Genomic DNA, 16166 nt, shown 5'->3' with positions numbered 1-16166 from the left:
CCTCCTTTGTCTTTCGCATTATCCATTCATATCCATCGGTTTCTTGCGAATGTAAGAATTCATCGTCGTCTTCATCCACTGGATGTCCTCCCGGGTAATGAGTAACCGTGGAAGTTTAACTTTTAAGGTGTACTTTATATTGAGAACAATGAAGAAGAATCGCAGGATTGATGATGACAACATCGCTATCCCTGCTCCGAGTAAGCCAAATTTAGGGATGAGCAGGAACAACATTGGGATAACCAAGAGTAAGCCGAAACCTTGAAGCATCGAAACAATTTTCGGCTTGCCTAGCGCCATAAAGGCCTGCGCCAGAATGATCGTCCCTCCGCTAATGGTCACTTCAAGGAGCAACAAGCGAAACACGGTTAATGCTGCATTGAAGTCTTTGCCGTACATCAGCGGAATCACTAAAGGGGCTAAGAGCATCAGGACTACTCCGCCAAACATGGTGAAGGTCGTACTTATTCGGAAGGCTTTGAATGTTAACTCAACTGCCTGTTCTTTTGACAGCTCAGAAGCCTTAGGAAACAACACGACCGTAATCGAGCTTGAGAAAAAATTAACCATTCGCGATAGACTCACAGCCACTACATACAGCCCCAGATCAGCAGGTCGTAACAAACCGGCAATTACGATCTGATCGATATAGGTAGAGAAATTACCAAGCAAGTCATTGCCGTAAGAACCCAGCCCGTAAGTGAATAATCTTTTTAAATTCTGAAAGGCCCCTCTCATCTTCACCTTATAGGTGCGAAGCAAGGAAATCGTCATTCCGATAAACAGTGGCGCTCCCGGAAGGAGATAGGCAACTGCAGTTGTAAAAGGATTCATCTGATCCAGCGCGATCAATATCCCAATCATTATCAGTGTAAGCAATGGGACTAGATAGCGAATCCAATTAAACCTCTTGTATTCTCCTCTGAATTGAAAAGCTGCATTGTTAATTTGAGAGATCACTATAATCGGACACAGAATCATAGACCACTGAGCAAAGGTCACGACCTCCGGACTGAAGGATTTCAGCCAGTAAGGCAAGACCACGATACCAATAATCATCGCTATGACCCCAAAAATGATACCAAGCAGCAATGCCATACGATAAAGCACTCCGGCATCATCCGGGTTTTTCTTAGCGTTATAGATCAGAGCTGACGGAATCCCAAAGCTCATGCTAAACGCCAGAAACTGTGACCAGTTAATCATTGCCGTCTGTTCCCCACGCCCTGTCGGCCCAAGATAACGGGCGGTCAGTACACCCGTTAACATGTTAATCAGTAGGATCATGACACTGACAAACATAGTTTTTACGGCTGCCGAGCTGTTGTCCTTACTCTTTGTGAACATTCTAAAGGATGACCAGATTGTTCTAGTGGGGAGAGACTTTGCATTCAACTGCTGCATACGGTGTTCCCTTCCTTCTACTCTGAGTAATCTCCCTTGCGCTGAGGCCAAGACCGATTAGCATCCAGATTAAGTATCCCTTGAGTCCGGGAAACCCATTATCTGACACCAGACTGACTATCGCACCGGTCCAAGTAGCTAACGCAAGTCGGGCGTATGGCTGCAATTGGTCCCTTCTGATTACTCTAGCGAATATCTGTTTGACAACTGCGCCTAAAGCTCCGAAGAAGAAAATAGCACCCAGAACACCAAAGGTTAGCAGTAAGGCGATAACTCCGTTATCCATAATTCCATACTCTCCAAGCTCACCGTCGTTACCAAGCTTAGTCCCTTGACCTACACTACCAATTCCCTGACCTACTGGATTGGCGGCGACCATCGGCAGCATGTTTTGCCATAAACTTAGTCGTTCATTATAAGAGTGATCTTCCTGAACAGAAGAAAGTGTCTCTACCCGGGCCACCAGTCCTTCGGCACCAGGCAATTTCGGTACTACCCAGAACAACGCAGCAGCCACAAAAACTAATTGGATCAAGGTTTTCCATTTTCCCTTAGAAGGAGAGGTTCCAATGTACATGAGCAACATCACCAGAAGTATCAGCCATGCCGCGCGTACTAAGGTAGTCAGAAGGCAGATTACAACCAGCAGAACACCAATCCAGCGCAATGTTCCCCGCCATTTTTTCTCCAGTATCATTGGAACTAAAGCAAATGCTAAGAATGTTGCAGCCGGACCCGGTGAGTTGAGTGTGGAGAACACTCGAATTTCCAATGGATATGGATTTCCGATGGACATCATGTCCGCATGTTTCATCCAGAACACATCCCAAGGTGGCACCGTCAAATACTGAACAATCCCGTAAATGGCAACTAGGACGGCAATATTGGAAAAAGCCTTAAGCAATCGATCGATATCCCTCGGCTTGAACTTTGTGACGGCAAAGTACGGCAATAGCAGCAGTGGCACAATATAATTTGCTAAGTCATAAACTGAGCCCATACCATTCTTGGCCAAGCCGATTAAAGCTCCATAACCCAGTGCAACTGCGAACAGTAACATGATCCGCGTGGAGGCTTTTTGAATATTGTGAATCTCCTTCAGCAGCGGAATAATCAAGGTTACACCGGTTAACAAGGGGGCTAAACTTAGCAAGGATACAGAGTGATACACTCCTTCTGACCAGTCAGCAATGCGGCGTAGCTCTGGAGCAACTGCCCAGATTAGCAAGGTATACGCAACCAGCATTTTGGGTCTAAGTATGGCTAACAAGAAGGCTGGGAATAGGATGGCTGAGAGAATGGCTCCCTGCAGACTGTTCGATGAACTCAGCATCGCACTGGAGAATCCGATGATCAGCGGAAGAGAGACACCTACAGCAACAGTTCCCCCTGTTATACCAGCTGCCTTGATAAACCTAACAGATGGGGGCGTAAATACACTCATTCCAAGCCTCCTTCCTTCACCTTATCCCGCTTACGCAGTTCCTTAAGTAATAAAAGTAGAAATTGTGCATCATCTACAAGATATCTTTTCCAGAGTCGACCCGGCTCTTGGCTAAGCCGCCAGAACCATTCGAACCCTGTTTTTTGCATGAAGCTAGGCGCTCGTTTCACTGAGCCTGATAGAAAATCAAAGGTCGCTCCCACTCCGATCGATATCGGAGCTTGATAAGAGGTATAGTGGCGATAAATCCACTTTTCCTGCTTAGGCGCTCCTACACCAACAAACACGATATCTGGTTGGCACTCAGTCAGCATCTCTATAATGCGTTCATTCTCCTCCTCATTGTGCTCGAATCCATAGGATGGAGAATAACAGCCAACCACATTTATTCCGGGATGCGCTGTTTTCAAATTCATCGCTGCCCGTTCCGCTACGCCTTCAGCTGAGCCTAAGAAGAACAGCCGGTACTTCCTTTGCTCAAAGGCGTTGCCCAATCGATTAAATAGATCCGCTCCGGATACCTTTTGCTTAAGCGGCTTGCCTAGCATTTTGGATGCCCAGATCAGTGGCATTCCGTCAGCAACAACTGCGCCTGCCTTCGAATACACCGTTTGAAATTCTTTATCCTTACGAAGCTTGATCACATGGTCTACATTGCAAGTGAGGATATAAGACTGATTCCTCTCCTGAATGGTTTTATCAATGTAATCAAGCAGATCCATAAAATCATAATTATCAAAATTGACATCGAACATATTCACTTGATTCATCGTATCACTTCTTTTTGTGGGGAATCGGTTGGCTGTGAAGATCGATACAGGCAGTTCAGGTACCAACAGAACGGAATAATAAATTGGACCGTCGACAGCGTGTTATCGGAGAATGAGTAGATTAAAAACGCTGCAATAAATAACAGATAATAAGGTTTGATCGGCGGAGCCAATGCTCTGTACACCAGAATAAATACAGCCAATAAAGAGAACATCAACAGAATAGCGCCAATATATCCCCCATCGAAGTAAAAGCGGATATACTCGTTGTGCGGAACTACAAAACCCTTGTACAACGTTCCATCATTTGCTACCGTCACTGCTCCAAGCCCTCTGCCAGACCAAGGAGAATCCGCAGCCTTATTTAAGAAATACTCCCATGCCTCCGACCTTCCTGATAAATCAACAGCCGTATCTGTCTGTCTCTCAAAGGAACGTTTCTCAAAATTATCGAGCTGCCAGAAGACAGCGACCATAATCAGGAAAAATGCACCCAACAACGGAATTAGCAGATAGGTTCTACCCTTCAAATATTGACGAAGAATATCATAGAAGTAATAGAGAACGGTAAGTCCAAGTGCCAATATAGGCCCTCTTGTTCCTGTTCCAATCAAGATAAAGAAATTTAGAACTAACATGATATAGAAAAAGCGTGCTTGCTGCGGATTCCGCTTCACCTCTATAAATGGAATCGCTACTCCCATAAAGGCCAGCATCGCTAGATGCGCAGGAATATTAGCCCCCTGAATCCGTACAGCGCCTGTATACTCGATGTTGAGAAAATTATGAACATGCGCAAGCTGCAGCAACAAACCAACCACTACGCTAACAAGGGGAAGCATACAGATAATTTTGATTTGCAGCTCGGCTACATTCTTTTTCCAGTTAATTAATAAAAATACGAATGGAATAGATAGACCGATAAAAGCTTTAACAGCAATGGATGAGGTCATTTCTGGCAGCCAAATCGAAGATCCAAAGGTAATCACTAGAAGCGCCACCATTGCCCACAAGGGGTGACTCAGACGAAACCGCAAACCATTGACCAGAATACAAGGAACAAGCAGCATCACGATAACCAATTTATAAAGTGACAGTATTTCCATTCCGAACATGCTGCCATCATATAAAAAGTTAATCGATATTGCCGTCGTTATTAAAACGAAATAACTGATCCACTCCGGCCGTGAAATCGAGATTCCCAGCAAAATAATCAGAAGCACTGCAGCTATCGCAATCATCGGCTGGTAGATGACCGCCGTTCCAAAGAACAGGGCCGACATGAGATAGAGCATCCCGTATGGCAAAACATTTAATTTGGAGCCCCACTCAAAATTAGTCATGTTAATCCCTCACCCCGCTGCGGAATGCCTCTCCCGATTGAGAATCATATGAAGCGTTCCACGAATACTCTCCAGCCTGCATTTGTTCAAAAGTCTTCTCCCTTTGCTTCGTGAAAGAATAGAATCAGCCAGGATATACACGAGCTTAGCGGCTGTTTTTCCCATTAGAAGCAGCTTGCCTTTTATTCCTTCGCTTTTCATAGCATTTGAGATTCCTTGGCTATAATACCGCCTCATGATCCAATCTTCCGTCAAACGAGCCGCTGGAACAAAATGATCAACGGCCATTTCCGGATGATAAAGAATGGAATGCCCTTCTTTTTGAATCTGTCCGAATAACCAGGTCTCTTCCCCAGAGAGGAGAGAATCTCCCTTCCTTCCTAGGTCTAAAGGAAAAAGACTGATGTCGAATACAAGCTTCCGCATTGCCATATTGGCTCCACAAGGGTGAAGCTGCTTGGGATATTCCTTAATCCGGCTGCCTAAGTCAACAATGGTGTATGGAAGTTCGAAGGGCTTAATCAACCAATCCGGACGTTTACTTTCGAAGATAGGAGAGATTTTGCCTCCCATAGCCATAACCTCCGGTTTACTCTGAAAAGTACTGACAATCGTTGTAATCCAACTCCGGCAAGGTATCGCATCATCATCTAGGAAGGCGATCAGCTGGGATTTGGAAGCCAGAATCCCTGTATTCCTAGCCGCTGACAGCCCCTGTATAGGTTCCATCATGTAGCGGATATCCACATCAGCTCCATGGGTTCTTATGAACTTTTTGACGCACGCTTCAGTATCATCCTTGGAACAGTTATCCACAACAATGATCTCCGCCTGCTCTAAGTAATCCAACTTTAAAAGTGACTGAAGCGTCTTGATCAATAAAGGTGCTCTGTTGTAGGTACAGATGATAATGGAAAGCTTAGGAACGTCTCCGTATTCACGCATCGGCATTCACCTAATTTCCACATTATTAATAAGCATCTTTTGAACCGAGTAACATCAGTCCGGTTTTAGCAATGATTTTTAGATCCAGCATGGTGCTCCGAATATGGATGTAGGTTAAGTCCAGCTGTACCATTTCGTCGAAGCCGACACTGTTTCGGGCATTCACTTGCCAATATCCGGTACAGCCTGGTGTAACCGTCAAACGCTGTTTGTCATATTCCGTATACTGAGCCACCTCTTCAGGCAGCGGAGGACGAGGACCGACCAGACTCATTTGACCTATCAGCACATTCCACAGCTGAGGCAGCTCATCGATGCTCGTCTTGCGCAGGAATCTCCCTATTTGTGTGATCCGAGGATCGTTCTTAATCTTGAACATTGCACCGCTCACTTCGTTATAGGCCATCAGGTTTTCCTTTAACTCCTCAGCGTTGCTAACCATGGATCTGAACTTATACATAGGGAACTGCTTTTCATTCTTGCCAACCCGGTTTTGCCGAAAGAACACTTTACCCTTCGGATCTTCCAGCTTGATCAGAATCGCCACGACAACAAATAATGGCATTAACACGAGAAGACCAAGAGCGGAAAAAAAGATATCGATCATCCGTTTCATTATCAGATAGGACTCCGCTTCTTTCCTTCTCTCATCGGTATGCAGCATGTAAAGTTTCGGCAGGACCGCCTCGTAGTCTTCCGGCAGTTTTTGCATGCTCATCCTCCTCATCTAAAATTTTGCGAACTCAACTTAACTACTCAAGCTGGTTTGTCCCATTTTATTCAGCCATTCCGACATTGCGTCCATTACCGGATAGCGCAAATCTTCGCTCTGCAGTGCAAATTCAAGTGTGGTCAAAATATATCCAAGCCGCTCGCCGACATCATATCTTGTTCCGTCAAAATTATAGGCATATACCCGTTCGCTCTGATTCAGCTTCTGAATAGCATCTGTCAACTGGATCTCTCCGCCAGCGCCTTCTTCCATCAAATCAAGATACTTAAAGATCTTCGGAGTAAACACATACCGGCCCATGATCGCCAGATTGGAAGGTGCCGTACCAAGTGGCGGCTTCTCTACAAAATTGTTAACCCGATACAATTTACCGTCCTGCAAATCCGGTTCAATAATACCGTAACGATTCGTGAATTCATCAGGAATCTCTTGAACTCCGATAACCGAGTTTTGTGTTTCTTCATATTGATCGATCAGCTGCTTAAGGCAAGGTACGGCTCCTGTGACGATATCATCGCCTAACATGACACCGAATGGCTCATCTCCGATAAATCGTCTTGCACACCATACGGCATGACCCAGACCCTTTGGTTCTTTCTGGCGGATATAGTGAATTTCTACTTTGGCTGAACGCTGAACCTCTTTAAGCAGATCCAGCTTTCCATCTTCCAGAAGCCTAGACTCCAGCTCAAACGCATTGTCAAAATGATCCTCAATGGCTCTTTTACCTTTACCAGTAACAATGATGATATCTTCGATACCGGAAGCAATAGCTTCCTCCACAATGTATTGAATCGTTGGTTTATTGATAATCGGAAGCATTTCTTTAGGCATGGCTTTCGTTGCAGGAAGAAAGCGCGTACCTAGTCCTGCCGCGGGTATGATTACTTTTTTTACTTTTTTCATCGCACTTTACCTCCTAAAAGTTTTGTGAGCATTAGCTTCAATGATTTCACTTCGAGCAAAACTCACTTCGAAAGCATAAACATTTACTTCGCCTGGTTCATGGCAATTCCGATTAGATTAGAGCCGGTCTGTTCAAGCAGCGTCTTCGCTTTGCGAATCGATTCCCGTTTGGACTTTCCGTATCTGGCCACTAAGATTACGCCGTCCGCTTGTGGTGCCAATATACGAGCATCACTGAAGTCGACAGCCGAAGGAGAATCCAGTAGGATCAGATCGTAGTTTTCTTTTAGTTCCTCGAGCAAAGCGGTCATTTTAGGGTTACCTAGCAAATCCGGCGGACTAACCTGAGTCTTACCCGCCGGGATGACCGAAAGATTGGCCAGATTTCCGAGGACAGCGATGTTATCCGCTTCCTCTTGCCCACTTAAATAAGCCGCAAGCCCGTCACTACCCTCTACTTCAAACACTGTATGAAGACCGGGATGTCGCAAATTGCAGTCCACCACCGCTACCTTCTTCCCATCCTGGACGAAAGACACCGCCAGATTCGACAAAATCGTTGTCTTGCCTGCTCCAGCTTCTGCTGACGTAAAGAGCAGCACTTTTCCTCCGCTATCCTGTGCTAATCCAAGGTGGCGTATATATGTGCGTAGCGATCGGAACGATTCCGAGATATGCGAGGATGGATTAACGTCCGTAACCAGACTCTTATTTAGCCGTAACATAAGCACCCTCCTTCACTCTTGTGTTGCCGCCTGCCGCCTTACCCAAATCGCGTTTACGAATGGTTGCGATCGAAGCAATTACCGGAAGACCAAGGTCATATTCCGCTTCCTTTTCAGACCTTAATGTGCCGTTAAGTGTTTCCATCAGCAAAATAATTCCTAGAGCAGCCATAAGCGATACAACAAAGCTTATAATGAGATTCATCGCAAACCCGCCGTTCGAGGGCCCTGGAACATCAGTCGGATCGGCCGGTGTCAGCAAGGTAACATTGTCTACCCTCATCAGCGATGGCAATACACGAATGAATGTCTGCGAAACCGCATTTACGATCCCGGCAGCTTTGGTGTAGTTTTCATCCTGTACATTTAGGTTGATCACCTGACTCTTCTCTGAAGTTTTAATCTCAAGCTTCTGACTTAGTTCATCAGCCGTCAGACCAAACTCCGGGTGATTTTCTATTACGCTTTTCATGATGGTCGGTGATTTCATAATTTCCTTGTAACTCTCAATTAAATTCAGGCTAAAGCTCAAATCGTTAAGATTGTTGCTCTCGGGAGCCTTGGCAATGTTGTTGACCAGCAACTGTCCGGAAGCGGAATAGACGGGTTCAACGAAGTTTTTACTAACATAGTAAGTCGTAGCACAGGAGATCAAAACGAACACCATGATGAGCCAAAACCTTTTTTTAATCAGGTTAATGTAATCCAGAATCGTCTTTTCCACAGTAACCCTCCTTCCGCATAAATTACATTCTGAAATAATTCATGAAAGTTTCAGTTGTTGCTTTAATTCTATCAATCCACATCATTCGCCACATGGGTCATATCATTACTTTCCTGTTCACTTTGGAGTAAGGTGTTTTACACCGTAAGAGGGGGTGATGGTATACTTTAGTACCATATTTAGGGCTAATTTAAGTTTTGACGCACAAAAAAACACGGACATCCTGTCCGTGTTCATGTACAATGCTTATGAATTATTTCAATTTTCACTCATAAGACATTTCATATTTGGTTAAACCGACAGCATTTGCATAAAGCGCCGCCTGTGTACGATCAGCCACCTGTAATTTTGCTAAAATCTGACTGACATGCTTCTTCACCGTAAATTCGCTAATGAAAAGGCGTGAGGCAATTTCTCTATTGCAAGCGCCCTGTCCCAACTCGATCAGAACTTCCTTCTCTTTGGGTGTCAATTCATCCGTTGGGCTGCTTCCGCTCATGCGCATTTTATCTTCCATCAGACCAGGATCGTAATACTTCCTGCCTTTGTGCACTAATTGGATAGCAAACAGTAACTCCTCCGGCAGCGCCTCTTTCAGTACATATCCATCTACCAGTACCTCTTCAGCCTTCAGGAAATCTTCTCTGCTCGCAGATGACGTCAACAGAATGAACTTACTAACGATACCACGAGCACGTGCTGTCTTGATGACATCCAACCCCGATTCATCTGCTAGCTTAAGATCAATCAGTACGAGATCAGGCTGCGTCTCCTCAATCACAAGAAGCGCTTCTTGACCATTCGTTGCCTCACCTGCAAACTGCACATTCGGTTGCATGGAAATGACAGATGCCAGTCCTCTTCTAACTAAAGGATGATCATCAACAATGACGATTTTCACAGAAACGACCTCCCGCCTAAAGTTTATGCATTCTTTAATTCAGCTACACCGACAGGAATTGAAATCATAATTCTTGTTCCTGAACTTTCATTACTGGACAACTGAAAGTCGCCACCGAGCGACTGGGTCAAATATTGCATATTCTTCATGCCTAGCCCGCTTACACTATCTTCGGATTCAATCCATAACAAATCAGTATCAAAACCAACACCATTGTCACAAATCAATAATCGGATCCAAGTCGGCTTCAGAGATAGCTCTACATCCACTCGACTGGCAGCGCCATGCCTGATGGCATTTCCAGTGGCTTCAGAGATAATCCGAAAAAGCGCCTTGTGGTAAGGATAAGGGAGACTAAAATCATCTCCCGTTATTTTTAAATCAATATCAACATCATTTAATCTGGATAAGCTCTTCAAATGTGATCTTACCATGCCCAACCATGTAGGCCCGCCGCTCTTCTTGGAGCTAAGACTGTAGATCGTGATCCGCAGTTCTTTAGCAACCTTGGTAGCAGAGTCATGAATAAGCTCAATTTGTTCTTCTAGCTCATGATCTGACATTCTCTTCCACGATTCCTTCAGCGAATGCGTCGCATACACAATGCCAAAAAGGCTCTGCGATACACTGTCATGCATTTCATCCGCAATCCGGTTCTGTTCGTTCGTGATGATCAACCGGTTCTCGATCACACCAAGCTCATGCCTTTCAAGAATATTCGCACTTAGCTCAGATAAGAATATCAATTGTTGAATATACCATCTGCGGCCTTCCAGCCCCTCTGCAGACTCCAGCCTGAGTCCAATCATCCCTACAAAACGGGTGCTCATCCGTACAGGCATCAGCAGGAAATCTCCTAATCCCGGAAGATTTCTAAAAATAGGCTCTCGCTGCAATCTCCATTCATGCTCATGTTTTCCCAGCTCTGAGAATAGGAACTGTTCCTCTTCCTGCTGCCAGCCGGTCTGCCTGCTCTGCGGAGCTGGTTCTCCGCTTTTCTTGGCGAACCAAAACAAAGCCTTGTCTAGCTTCGTTAGCTTAACAACATAATCGGTGATCACTTGACCGATATTCATGAAATCATGTTGGCTTGAGGTTTCCACGATATGGTACAGCGATTTGATATGCTCCATCGTCTCTTTCGTGCGAGCATTCGATTCTTCACGTTGCCGCTTCATCCGATTAACGATCTGCATTATTATAACCGTAAGTACCAGTGTTAGAAACAGATTCCCATTTACAAATACAATTTCTAGAAAAGTTTTGTTCGCAGAATTGATAACAAAATAACAAAGCACCGCGAAAATACTGATGTAACTTAAGAGCAGCGACCATCCAAAATAAATGGACAATGAGCCCGCAGCAATCAATACAGGGTTTAGCACATAGAGCCTAAACGAACTCTCGTATCCACCGGTAAACAAGGTCAATGCAATAATTCCCACCATCTCTACACTAACAGCCAGGACGAGACTCTTTGGCCTGCTTCGTAACCTCCGATAACAAAATGAGAACGTTTGTGCAAACAGAAAGAGTATGGCAATAACAAGGCATTTATAAATTACGGAAGGTCCCGTTTGATCTAGAAGATACATGAGCGATGTGAGGGACAAAGAGAAGTACCTGTAATACGCAATCAGTTTGTCTTCTGCAGTTGGCTTGATTCTCATCCCACCACCCTATTCTCCAGTTTTTTGGAAAATGCGAGATTGTACTGTGTTCGATAAAAGCATCATACATGAGAAAAATCACAATAACAAGTTGACATTATCCATGTTTGCGCTTCCATTTGAAAAATAGTTACAAAAAATTTATTATTTTTTTAGAAGGATTTATTCCTAAATTTTGGTATTTATTCCGTTATAGTTAATAAGAACTAACATATATATGTAAAATACATCCATTATTTTCAACATAACTTATAAAACGACACCATTATACAAATAAAAATAATTGTCAATGGGACTCTAGTAGAGTCATGTCGTTTTATATGTTGCTTCGGCAAAGTTGCGGCGCGATCCCCATATATTTTTTAAATAAACGTGAAAAATAGAACGGATCATTATAATGAAGCATACCAGAGATTTCTTTCACTTGTAATGAGGTGTTGAGAAGCAGCTTTTTAGCCTCTGCCATTTTAAGACGGTGAATAAATTCATGAAGCGGATAACCGCTACTACGACGAACAAGACGACGAAGTGTAGACATCGAAATATGATGTTTAGCCGCGATTTGTTCTAGGTCCATTTCACCATAAATGCATAAATTCAGGTCCTCACGGATTTGACGCATATAATCTGCCTGGGCATTCCAACTTTTTTCTTCTATTATAAATGAACACTCCAATAGCATTCTTTCAACGAGTAATGCGGCCCGATCCGCATCTGCAGGTTCTCCACTCTCCATACGCTCTAGCACTTCTTCAAATAAGGTCGAAAGACCCATGATCGAATTTGCTTGGAACACATTCCCGCCAGCAATTAGACCCGACTCCAGCCATTCCGATACACGTGTCCCATTAAAGTTAATATAATACTCATCCCAGCTCCCTCCAGATGGTGGACCGAAATTGTAACTGTATCCTGGGCGAAAAAAGAATAAGCTGCCTTCACGCACCTGCTGTTCTTTCCCCGAAGTTTCCATATAGGTGCCGCCACCTGATACTATGTAAACAATTGCCCAGTGTTCAAAGATTACGCCTGACCGGAATAACGTTCTTCCCGGCAAATGACCGGCTTGTCCTACTCTTATATTTTTAAGCTTCAGCCTAGAGGACTCAACCTTCGGATCAATAATTCGTATTGGATATGGACTGATCATATAATCCATGTGCTTGGACATTATAGACATTCCTCCCCTTGTTTAGTAGTGATAAGGTTATTGTGAAGTTGATCATATTCTACATGAATAAGAGGTGTCCACGCTATGCTTAATCATTCTACACTACTGCTTGTACCTAATCCGCGTGAAATCACATTGTCCCAAGGTTCATTCCGTTTCCCAATAATCGGAAGTATCGTGCTTCCTAGTACGGGAGAACAAGGTGCAATGCCGGCTGCACAAAAGCTGCAAGCTGTGATTAAACAAGCCTTGAATCTTCATTTGACCTTATCCATTGGCACACGCCCAACGGTAGTATCCGCTTGTATCTTTAGCTATGTGCCATCCTTATCTAAGCAGGCATATGAGATTGTTATTGATCAAAGCGGTATCGTTGTCTCCTATAGCTCACCTGTCGGTGCTTTCTACGCCATAGCAACCCTGAAACAAATTATTGAGCAAAGCGGAAGATCTATTCCTCATCTGCATATTCACGATGAACCTGATTTTGGAGCTCGCGGGATTACCATTGATATCAGCCGCAATAAAATTCCGAAGCAAGAAACCTTGTACCGAATCATTGACCTTATGGCCGATCTGAAGATGAACCAAGTTCAGCTATATATAGAAGGTGCTCCGTTCGCGTATGAATCTTTCCCTCAAGTGTGGGAGCTTGAAACTCCGATTACTGGCGAGGAAATCTTGCTTCTAGATGCCTATTGTAAGGCGCGATATATTGAGCTTGTTCCAAACCAGAACAGCTTTGGACATATGGAAGGCTGGCTTTCCCGTCCTGAATTCAATGCTTTGGCGGAAATTCCAGAGGGATTCATGCTTCCTAAGGAATTGTACATGGCAGATGTATATCCAGAAGGGTTATTTATGCATCCCGGTACGTTTGACACCGAAGACCCTGCCGTACTCCCTCTGCTAGAAAAAATGTTCGATGATCTGCTTCCTTACTTTACCTCTAATCAGTTTAATGTAGGCTGTGATGAGACGTATGAGCTAGGTCTTGGCAAAAGCAAAGCGCTAGCTGAATCACAAGGCAAAGGTCAGATCTATTTATCTTTTCTTCAGAAGATTTATGAACTCGTTACGAAACGCGGCAAAACGATGCAATTCTGGGGTGATATTATTATCCAGCATCCTGAGCTGATTCCTCATCTTCCTAAAGACATTATTGCAATGGAATGGGGATATAGTGCGGAACATCCTTTCGAGTCGGATACCCTCAAATTCCGTGAAGCAGGTATTCCTTTCTATGTCTGCCCAGGCACCAGCTCATGGAACTCCATTACAGGGCGTAGCGACAATATGTTTGCCAATCTGCGTAGCGCTGCTATTCATGGCAAGAATAACGGTGCCATCGGCTATCTCATTACCGATTGGGGGGATCACGGACACTGGCAGCATCTCCCAATCAGCTATACTGGATATGTTTACGGTGCTGCACTTGCCTGGAATGTAGATAACAATCTAAAAGTGGACACTGCAAAGTACCTAAATACATTCATCTTTGCCGATCGCTCCGAGGGTATTGGTCAACTACTCCTTGATCTCGGCAATTACTATCAACTTGAATCCGAGATTATTCGTTCAAATGATACGGAAATGTCCCTGCTTCTTCGCACTAATCTCGACAATTTGTTAATTGTAGAGAAACTTACCGAAGAACATTTCAACAATCTCGAAGAATACATGCTCTCTATCGAGGCACGTCTCTCGGGACTTGATCTACAATGTGATGATGCTGATCTTGTCCTAAAGGAACTGAGTAACGGAATCCATTTTGTGAAACACGCTGTGCAGCTTGGCAGAATCAAACTGCAGCTGGCATCCTCACCAGATTCGATTGACCCTAACCTGATTACGGAGCAAATCAATGATTTGAATGTTCTTCTTCATCATTATCGTCTATTGTGGACCGAGCGCAACCGACTCGGTGGCTTGGATCAAAGTATTTGGAGACTTCTACGTCTAAGAGGTCAATACGAAGCATTGAAATCGAAGTAATTTCCTCATCCTAGCTGCGCTTGGCGAGTTTAACGTTAAATCTAGCGTTTTCGACTCGCTAAGCGCAGCTCTTCATATTGATTTTCAAGCATCTCCCGCTCCCGCTCCTCATGCTTTTCTCTGCCAATTCCCTCTTTCATACTTTCCTCATCCTCATAGATTTGCCACAAATCAGAGAACAAATAATCCTTGATTTCTACTGTTTTTCCATTCAAGATCCCGTTTCTCCAAATAAGACCCGTAGAGGTACGCATCACAATGCGGCCGTCTGGCGTTTCAGCCTTTTGCCCCATTCGAATCGTCATAAGCATTTGACCCAAAGTATAGCACTCCATTTGTCCTGAAACCTCCTAAATTTTAGTTGTAATGGAATAAAGAGAAGGATATAATCAGGGCGAAAGAACCAGATTTTTGTAATTTCATTAGAGGAGAGATGCAATGGATTGGCTAAATGATTACGAAGAAGAACTCCGCTTAGTATTTCAAGAGAGCAAAAAGATCATCTCCGAATTTCCAGCGCCTCTAAATTCACAAGGCATGTCCTATCTTGAACATTTTAACGTATTTAATGCGGAAAGCCACAAAAATTACATATGTTATTTATTACCCTTTTGGCTTCAGAAAGGCTGCGGACTCTCAGCAGAAATTACCCGTCAAATGTCGATGGGCAATGTCTTCTTTATGCTATATTTTTTCATACAAGATGACCTGATGGATAGCAAAGAATCCTCTACATACGAAGGACTACCTTTGGCGAACCTGCTCTATGTTGAATTTTTGAATATCTACAGAGGTTTATTTCCGAATGACTCCTCTTTCTGGACTTCATTTAATCGCTATATTGCTCAATGGGCAGACAGTGTTAGTAATGAATCCACCAGCGATTATTTTCTTAGCGATCGAATCAAAATCTCTTATAAAGCCAGTCCGCTCAAATTATCCAGCACTGCTGCCCTTCTTCTATCTGGTAAGGATTCTCTTGTACCGCAGACTGAGGAAATGATCGACTCCGTTCTACTTACCCTACAAATGCTTGACGACTATGAAGACTGGAAAGAAGATTTAGCAGAAGGCAGCTATAATTGTATACTCTCACTTACACGGAGTAATCTATCCACTGATAAAGAAACCTCACTCACATCGAACGAGGTCGAATTTTTCCTATTCACTGCAAGCGGATTACATACCTATACCGAATTAGCGCAGGATACACATCATAAAGTGATAGCTTCCAGCTTAGATGTACCTCATCTTCTTGCATTTCATTCTATGCTAGTGACGAACTTACAACAGATCTCTGATTCAATTGAAGCAGAAAAGCAGCTATTACAAGGTGGAGGCTTATTTTATTACCTTTCAAAAAATATACAATAATTCTATTATTTTGTAGAAAAAAGAATAGTATTAGCACAATTGCTATGTTATATTATTTAAG

The 16166-nt window shown here is 43.7% G+C and carries 15 protein-coding genes; 2 read left to right on the top strand and 13 right to left on the bottom strand.

Translation table 11 applies throughout. The annotated features are described in order from the left end of the window. Window positions 1-18: 18 nt before the first annotated feature. The 12 genes from ACN6MV_RS04980 to ACN6MV_RS04925 form a co-directional block, all read right to left on the bottom strand. Entirely contained in the window at window positions 19-1404 is a 1386-nt protein-coding gene (locus tag ACN6MV_RS04980) for an oligosaccharide flippase family protein (protein ID WP_042124440.1), read from the bottom strand. Then, complete coding sequence (locus ACN6MV_RS04975) at window positions 1370-2848, bottom strand: O-antigen ligase family protein (RefSeq protein ID WP_042124438.1); 1479 nt, start codon at window positions 2846-2848, stop codon at window positions 1370-1372. The genes ACN6MV_RS04980 and ACN6MV_RS04975 overlap by 35 nt, the downstream gene beginning before the upstream one ends. After that, window positions 2845-3618 carry a WecB/TagA/CpsF family glycosyltransferase gene (locus ACN6MV_RS04970; protein WP_042124436.1) on the bottom strand — a complete coding sequence of 258 codons (774 nt, stop codon included), beginning with the start codon at window positions 3616-3618 and terminating at the stop codon, window positions 2845-2847. Before ACN6MV_RS04970 ends, ACN6MV_RS04975 begins: the two co-directional genes overlap by 4 nt. Further along, on the bottom strand, window positions 3615-4961 hold the full coding sequence (locus ACN6MV_RS04965; RefSeq protein ID WP_042124434.1) for an O-antigen ligase family protein: 1347 nt from the start codon (window positions 4959-4961) through the stop codon (window positions 3615-3617). Before ACN6MV_RS04965 ends, ACN6MV_RS04970 begins: the two co-directional genes overlap by 4 nt. Before the next feature lie 9 nt (window positions 4962-4970). Further along, window positions 4971-5906, bottom strand: a complete 936-nt coding sequence (locus tag ACN6MV_RS04960) for a glycosyltransferase (RefSeq protein ID WP_042124432.1) — start codon at window positions 5904-5906, stop codon at window positions 4971-4973. Window positions 5907-5931: 25 nt separating this feature from the next. After that, the gene (locus tag ACN6MV_RS04955) at window positions 5932-6624 is read right to left on the bottom strand and encodes a sugar transferase (protein WP_042124430.1); all 693 of its coding nucleotides are present in this window, start codon (window positions 6622-6624) and stop codon (window positions 5932-5934) included. Window positions 6625-6654: 30 nt separating this feature from the next. Next, on the bottom strand, window positions 6655-7545 hold the full coding sequence (gene galU / locus ACN6MV_RS04950) for a UTP--glucose-1-phosphate uridylyltransferase GalU (protein WP_036676615.1): 891 nt from the start codon (window positions 7543-7545) through the stop codon (window positions 6655-6657). 83 nt (window positions 7546-7628) lie between these two features. Beyond that, window positions 7629-8270 (bottom strand): CpsD/CapB family tyrosine-protein kinase, encoded by a 642-nt coding sequence (locus ACN6MV_RS04945; protein ID WP_076119863.1) that lies wholly within the window; start codon window positions 8268-8270, stop codon window positions 7629-7631. Then, a complete protein-coding gene (locus ACN6MV_RS04940) occupies window positions 8254-8994 on the bottom strand; it encodes a YveK family protein (protein WP_042124427.1) in 741 nt (246 codons plus the stop codon). Before ACN6MV_RS04940 ends, ACN6MV_RS04945 begins: the two co-directional genes overlap by 17 nt. 265 nt (window positions 8995-9259) lie before the next feature. Next, window positions 9260-9895: a response regulator gene (locus ACN6MV_RS04935; RefSeq protein ID WP_036676623.1), complete on the bottom strand. Its 636-nt coding sequence runs from the start codon at window positions 9893-9895 to the stop codon at window positions 9260-9262. A gap of 23 nt (window positions 9896-9918) precedes the next feature. Further along, window positions 9919-11565 (bottom strand): ATP-binding protein, encoded by a 1647-nt coding sequence (locus ACN6MV_RS04930; RefSeq protein ID WP_419885832.1) that lies wholly within the window; start codon window positions 11563-11565, stop codon window positions 9919-9921. Window positions 11566-11881: 316 nt separating this feature from the next. Beyond that, window positions 11882-12736 carry a helix-turn-helix domain-containing protein gene (locus ACN6MV_RS04925; RefSeq protein ID WP_419885831.1) on the bottom strand — a complete coding sequence of 285 codons (855 nt, stop codon included), beginning with the start codon at window positions 12734-12736 and terminating at the stop codon, window positions 11882-11884. An 84-nt stretch (window positions 12737-12820) separates the two neighbouring features. Here ACN6MV_RS04925 and ACN6MV_RS04920 point away from each other — a divergent pair, with 84 nt between their 5' ends. Further along, a complete protein-coding gene (locus ACN6MV_RS04920; RefSeq protein ID WP_419885830.1) occupies window positions 12821-14731 on the top strand; it encodes a beta-N-acetylhexosaminidase in 1911 nt (636 codons plus the stop codon). 41 nt (window positions 14732-14772) lie between these two features. Here the strand turns inward: ACN6MV_RS04920 and ACN6MV_RS04915 are convergent, their stop codons facing one another. Further along, the gene (locus ACN6MV_RS04915) at window positions 14773-15066 is read right to left on the bottom strand and encodes a hypothetical protein (protein ID WP_042124418.1); all 294 of its coding nucleotides are present in this window, start codon (window positions 15064-15066) and stop codon (window positions 14773-14775) included. Between the two features lie 103 nt (window positions 15067-15169). Between ACN6MV_RS04915 and ACN6MV_RS04910 the strand changes: the two genes are divergently transcribed. Next, the gene (locus ACN6MV_RS04910; RefSeq protein ID WP_419885829.1) at window positions 15170-16105 is read left to right on the top strand and encodes a hypothetical protein; all 936 of its coding nucleotides are present in this window, start codon (window positions 15170-15172) and stop codon (window positions 16103-16105) included. Window positions 16106-16166: the final 61 nt, after the last annotated feature.

It is taken from the genome of Paenibacillus sp. B-A-8 (assembly GCF_048572915.1).
GTDB lineage: Bacteria > Bacillota > Bacilli > Paenibacillales > Paenibacillaceae > Paenibacillus_AQ.
This window is presented reverse-complemented; position numbering and strand designations above follow the sequence as displayed.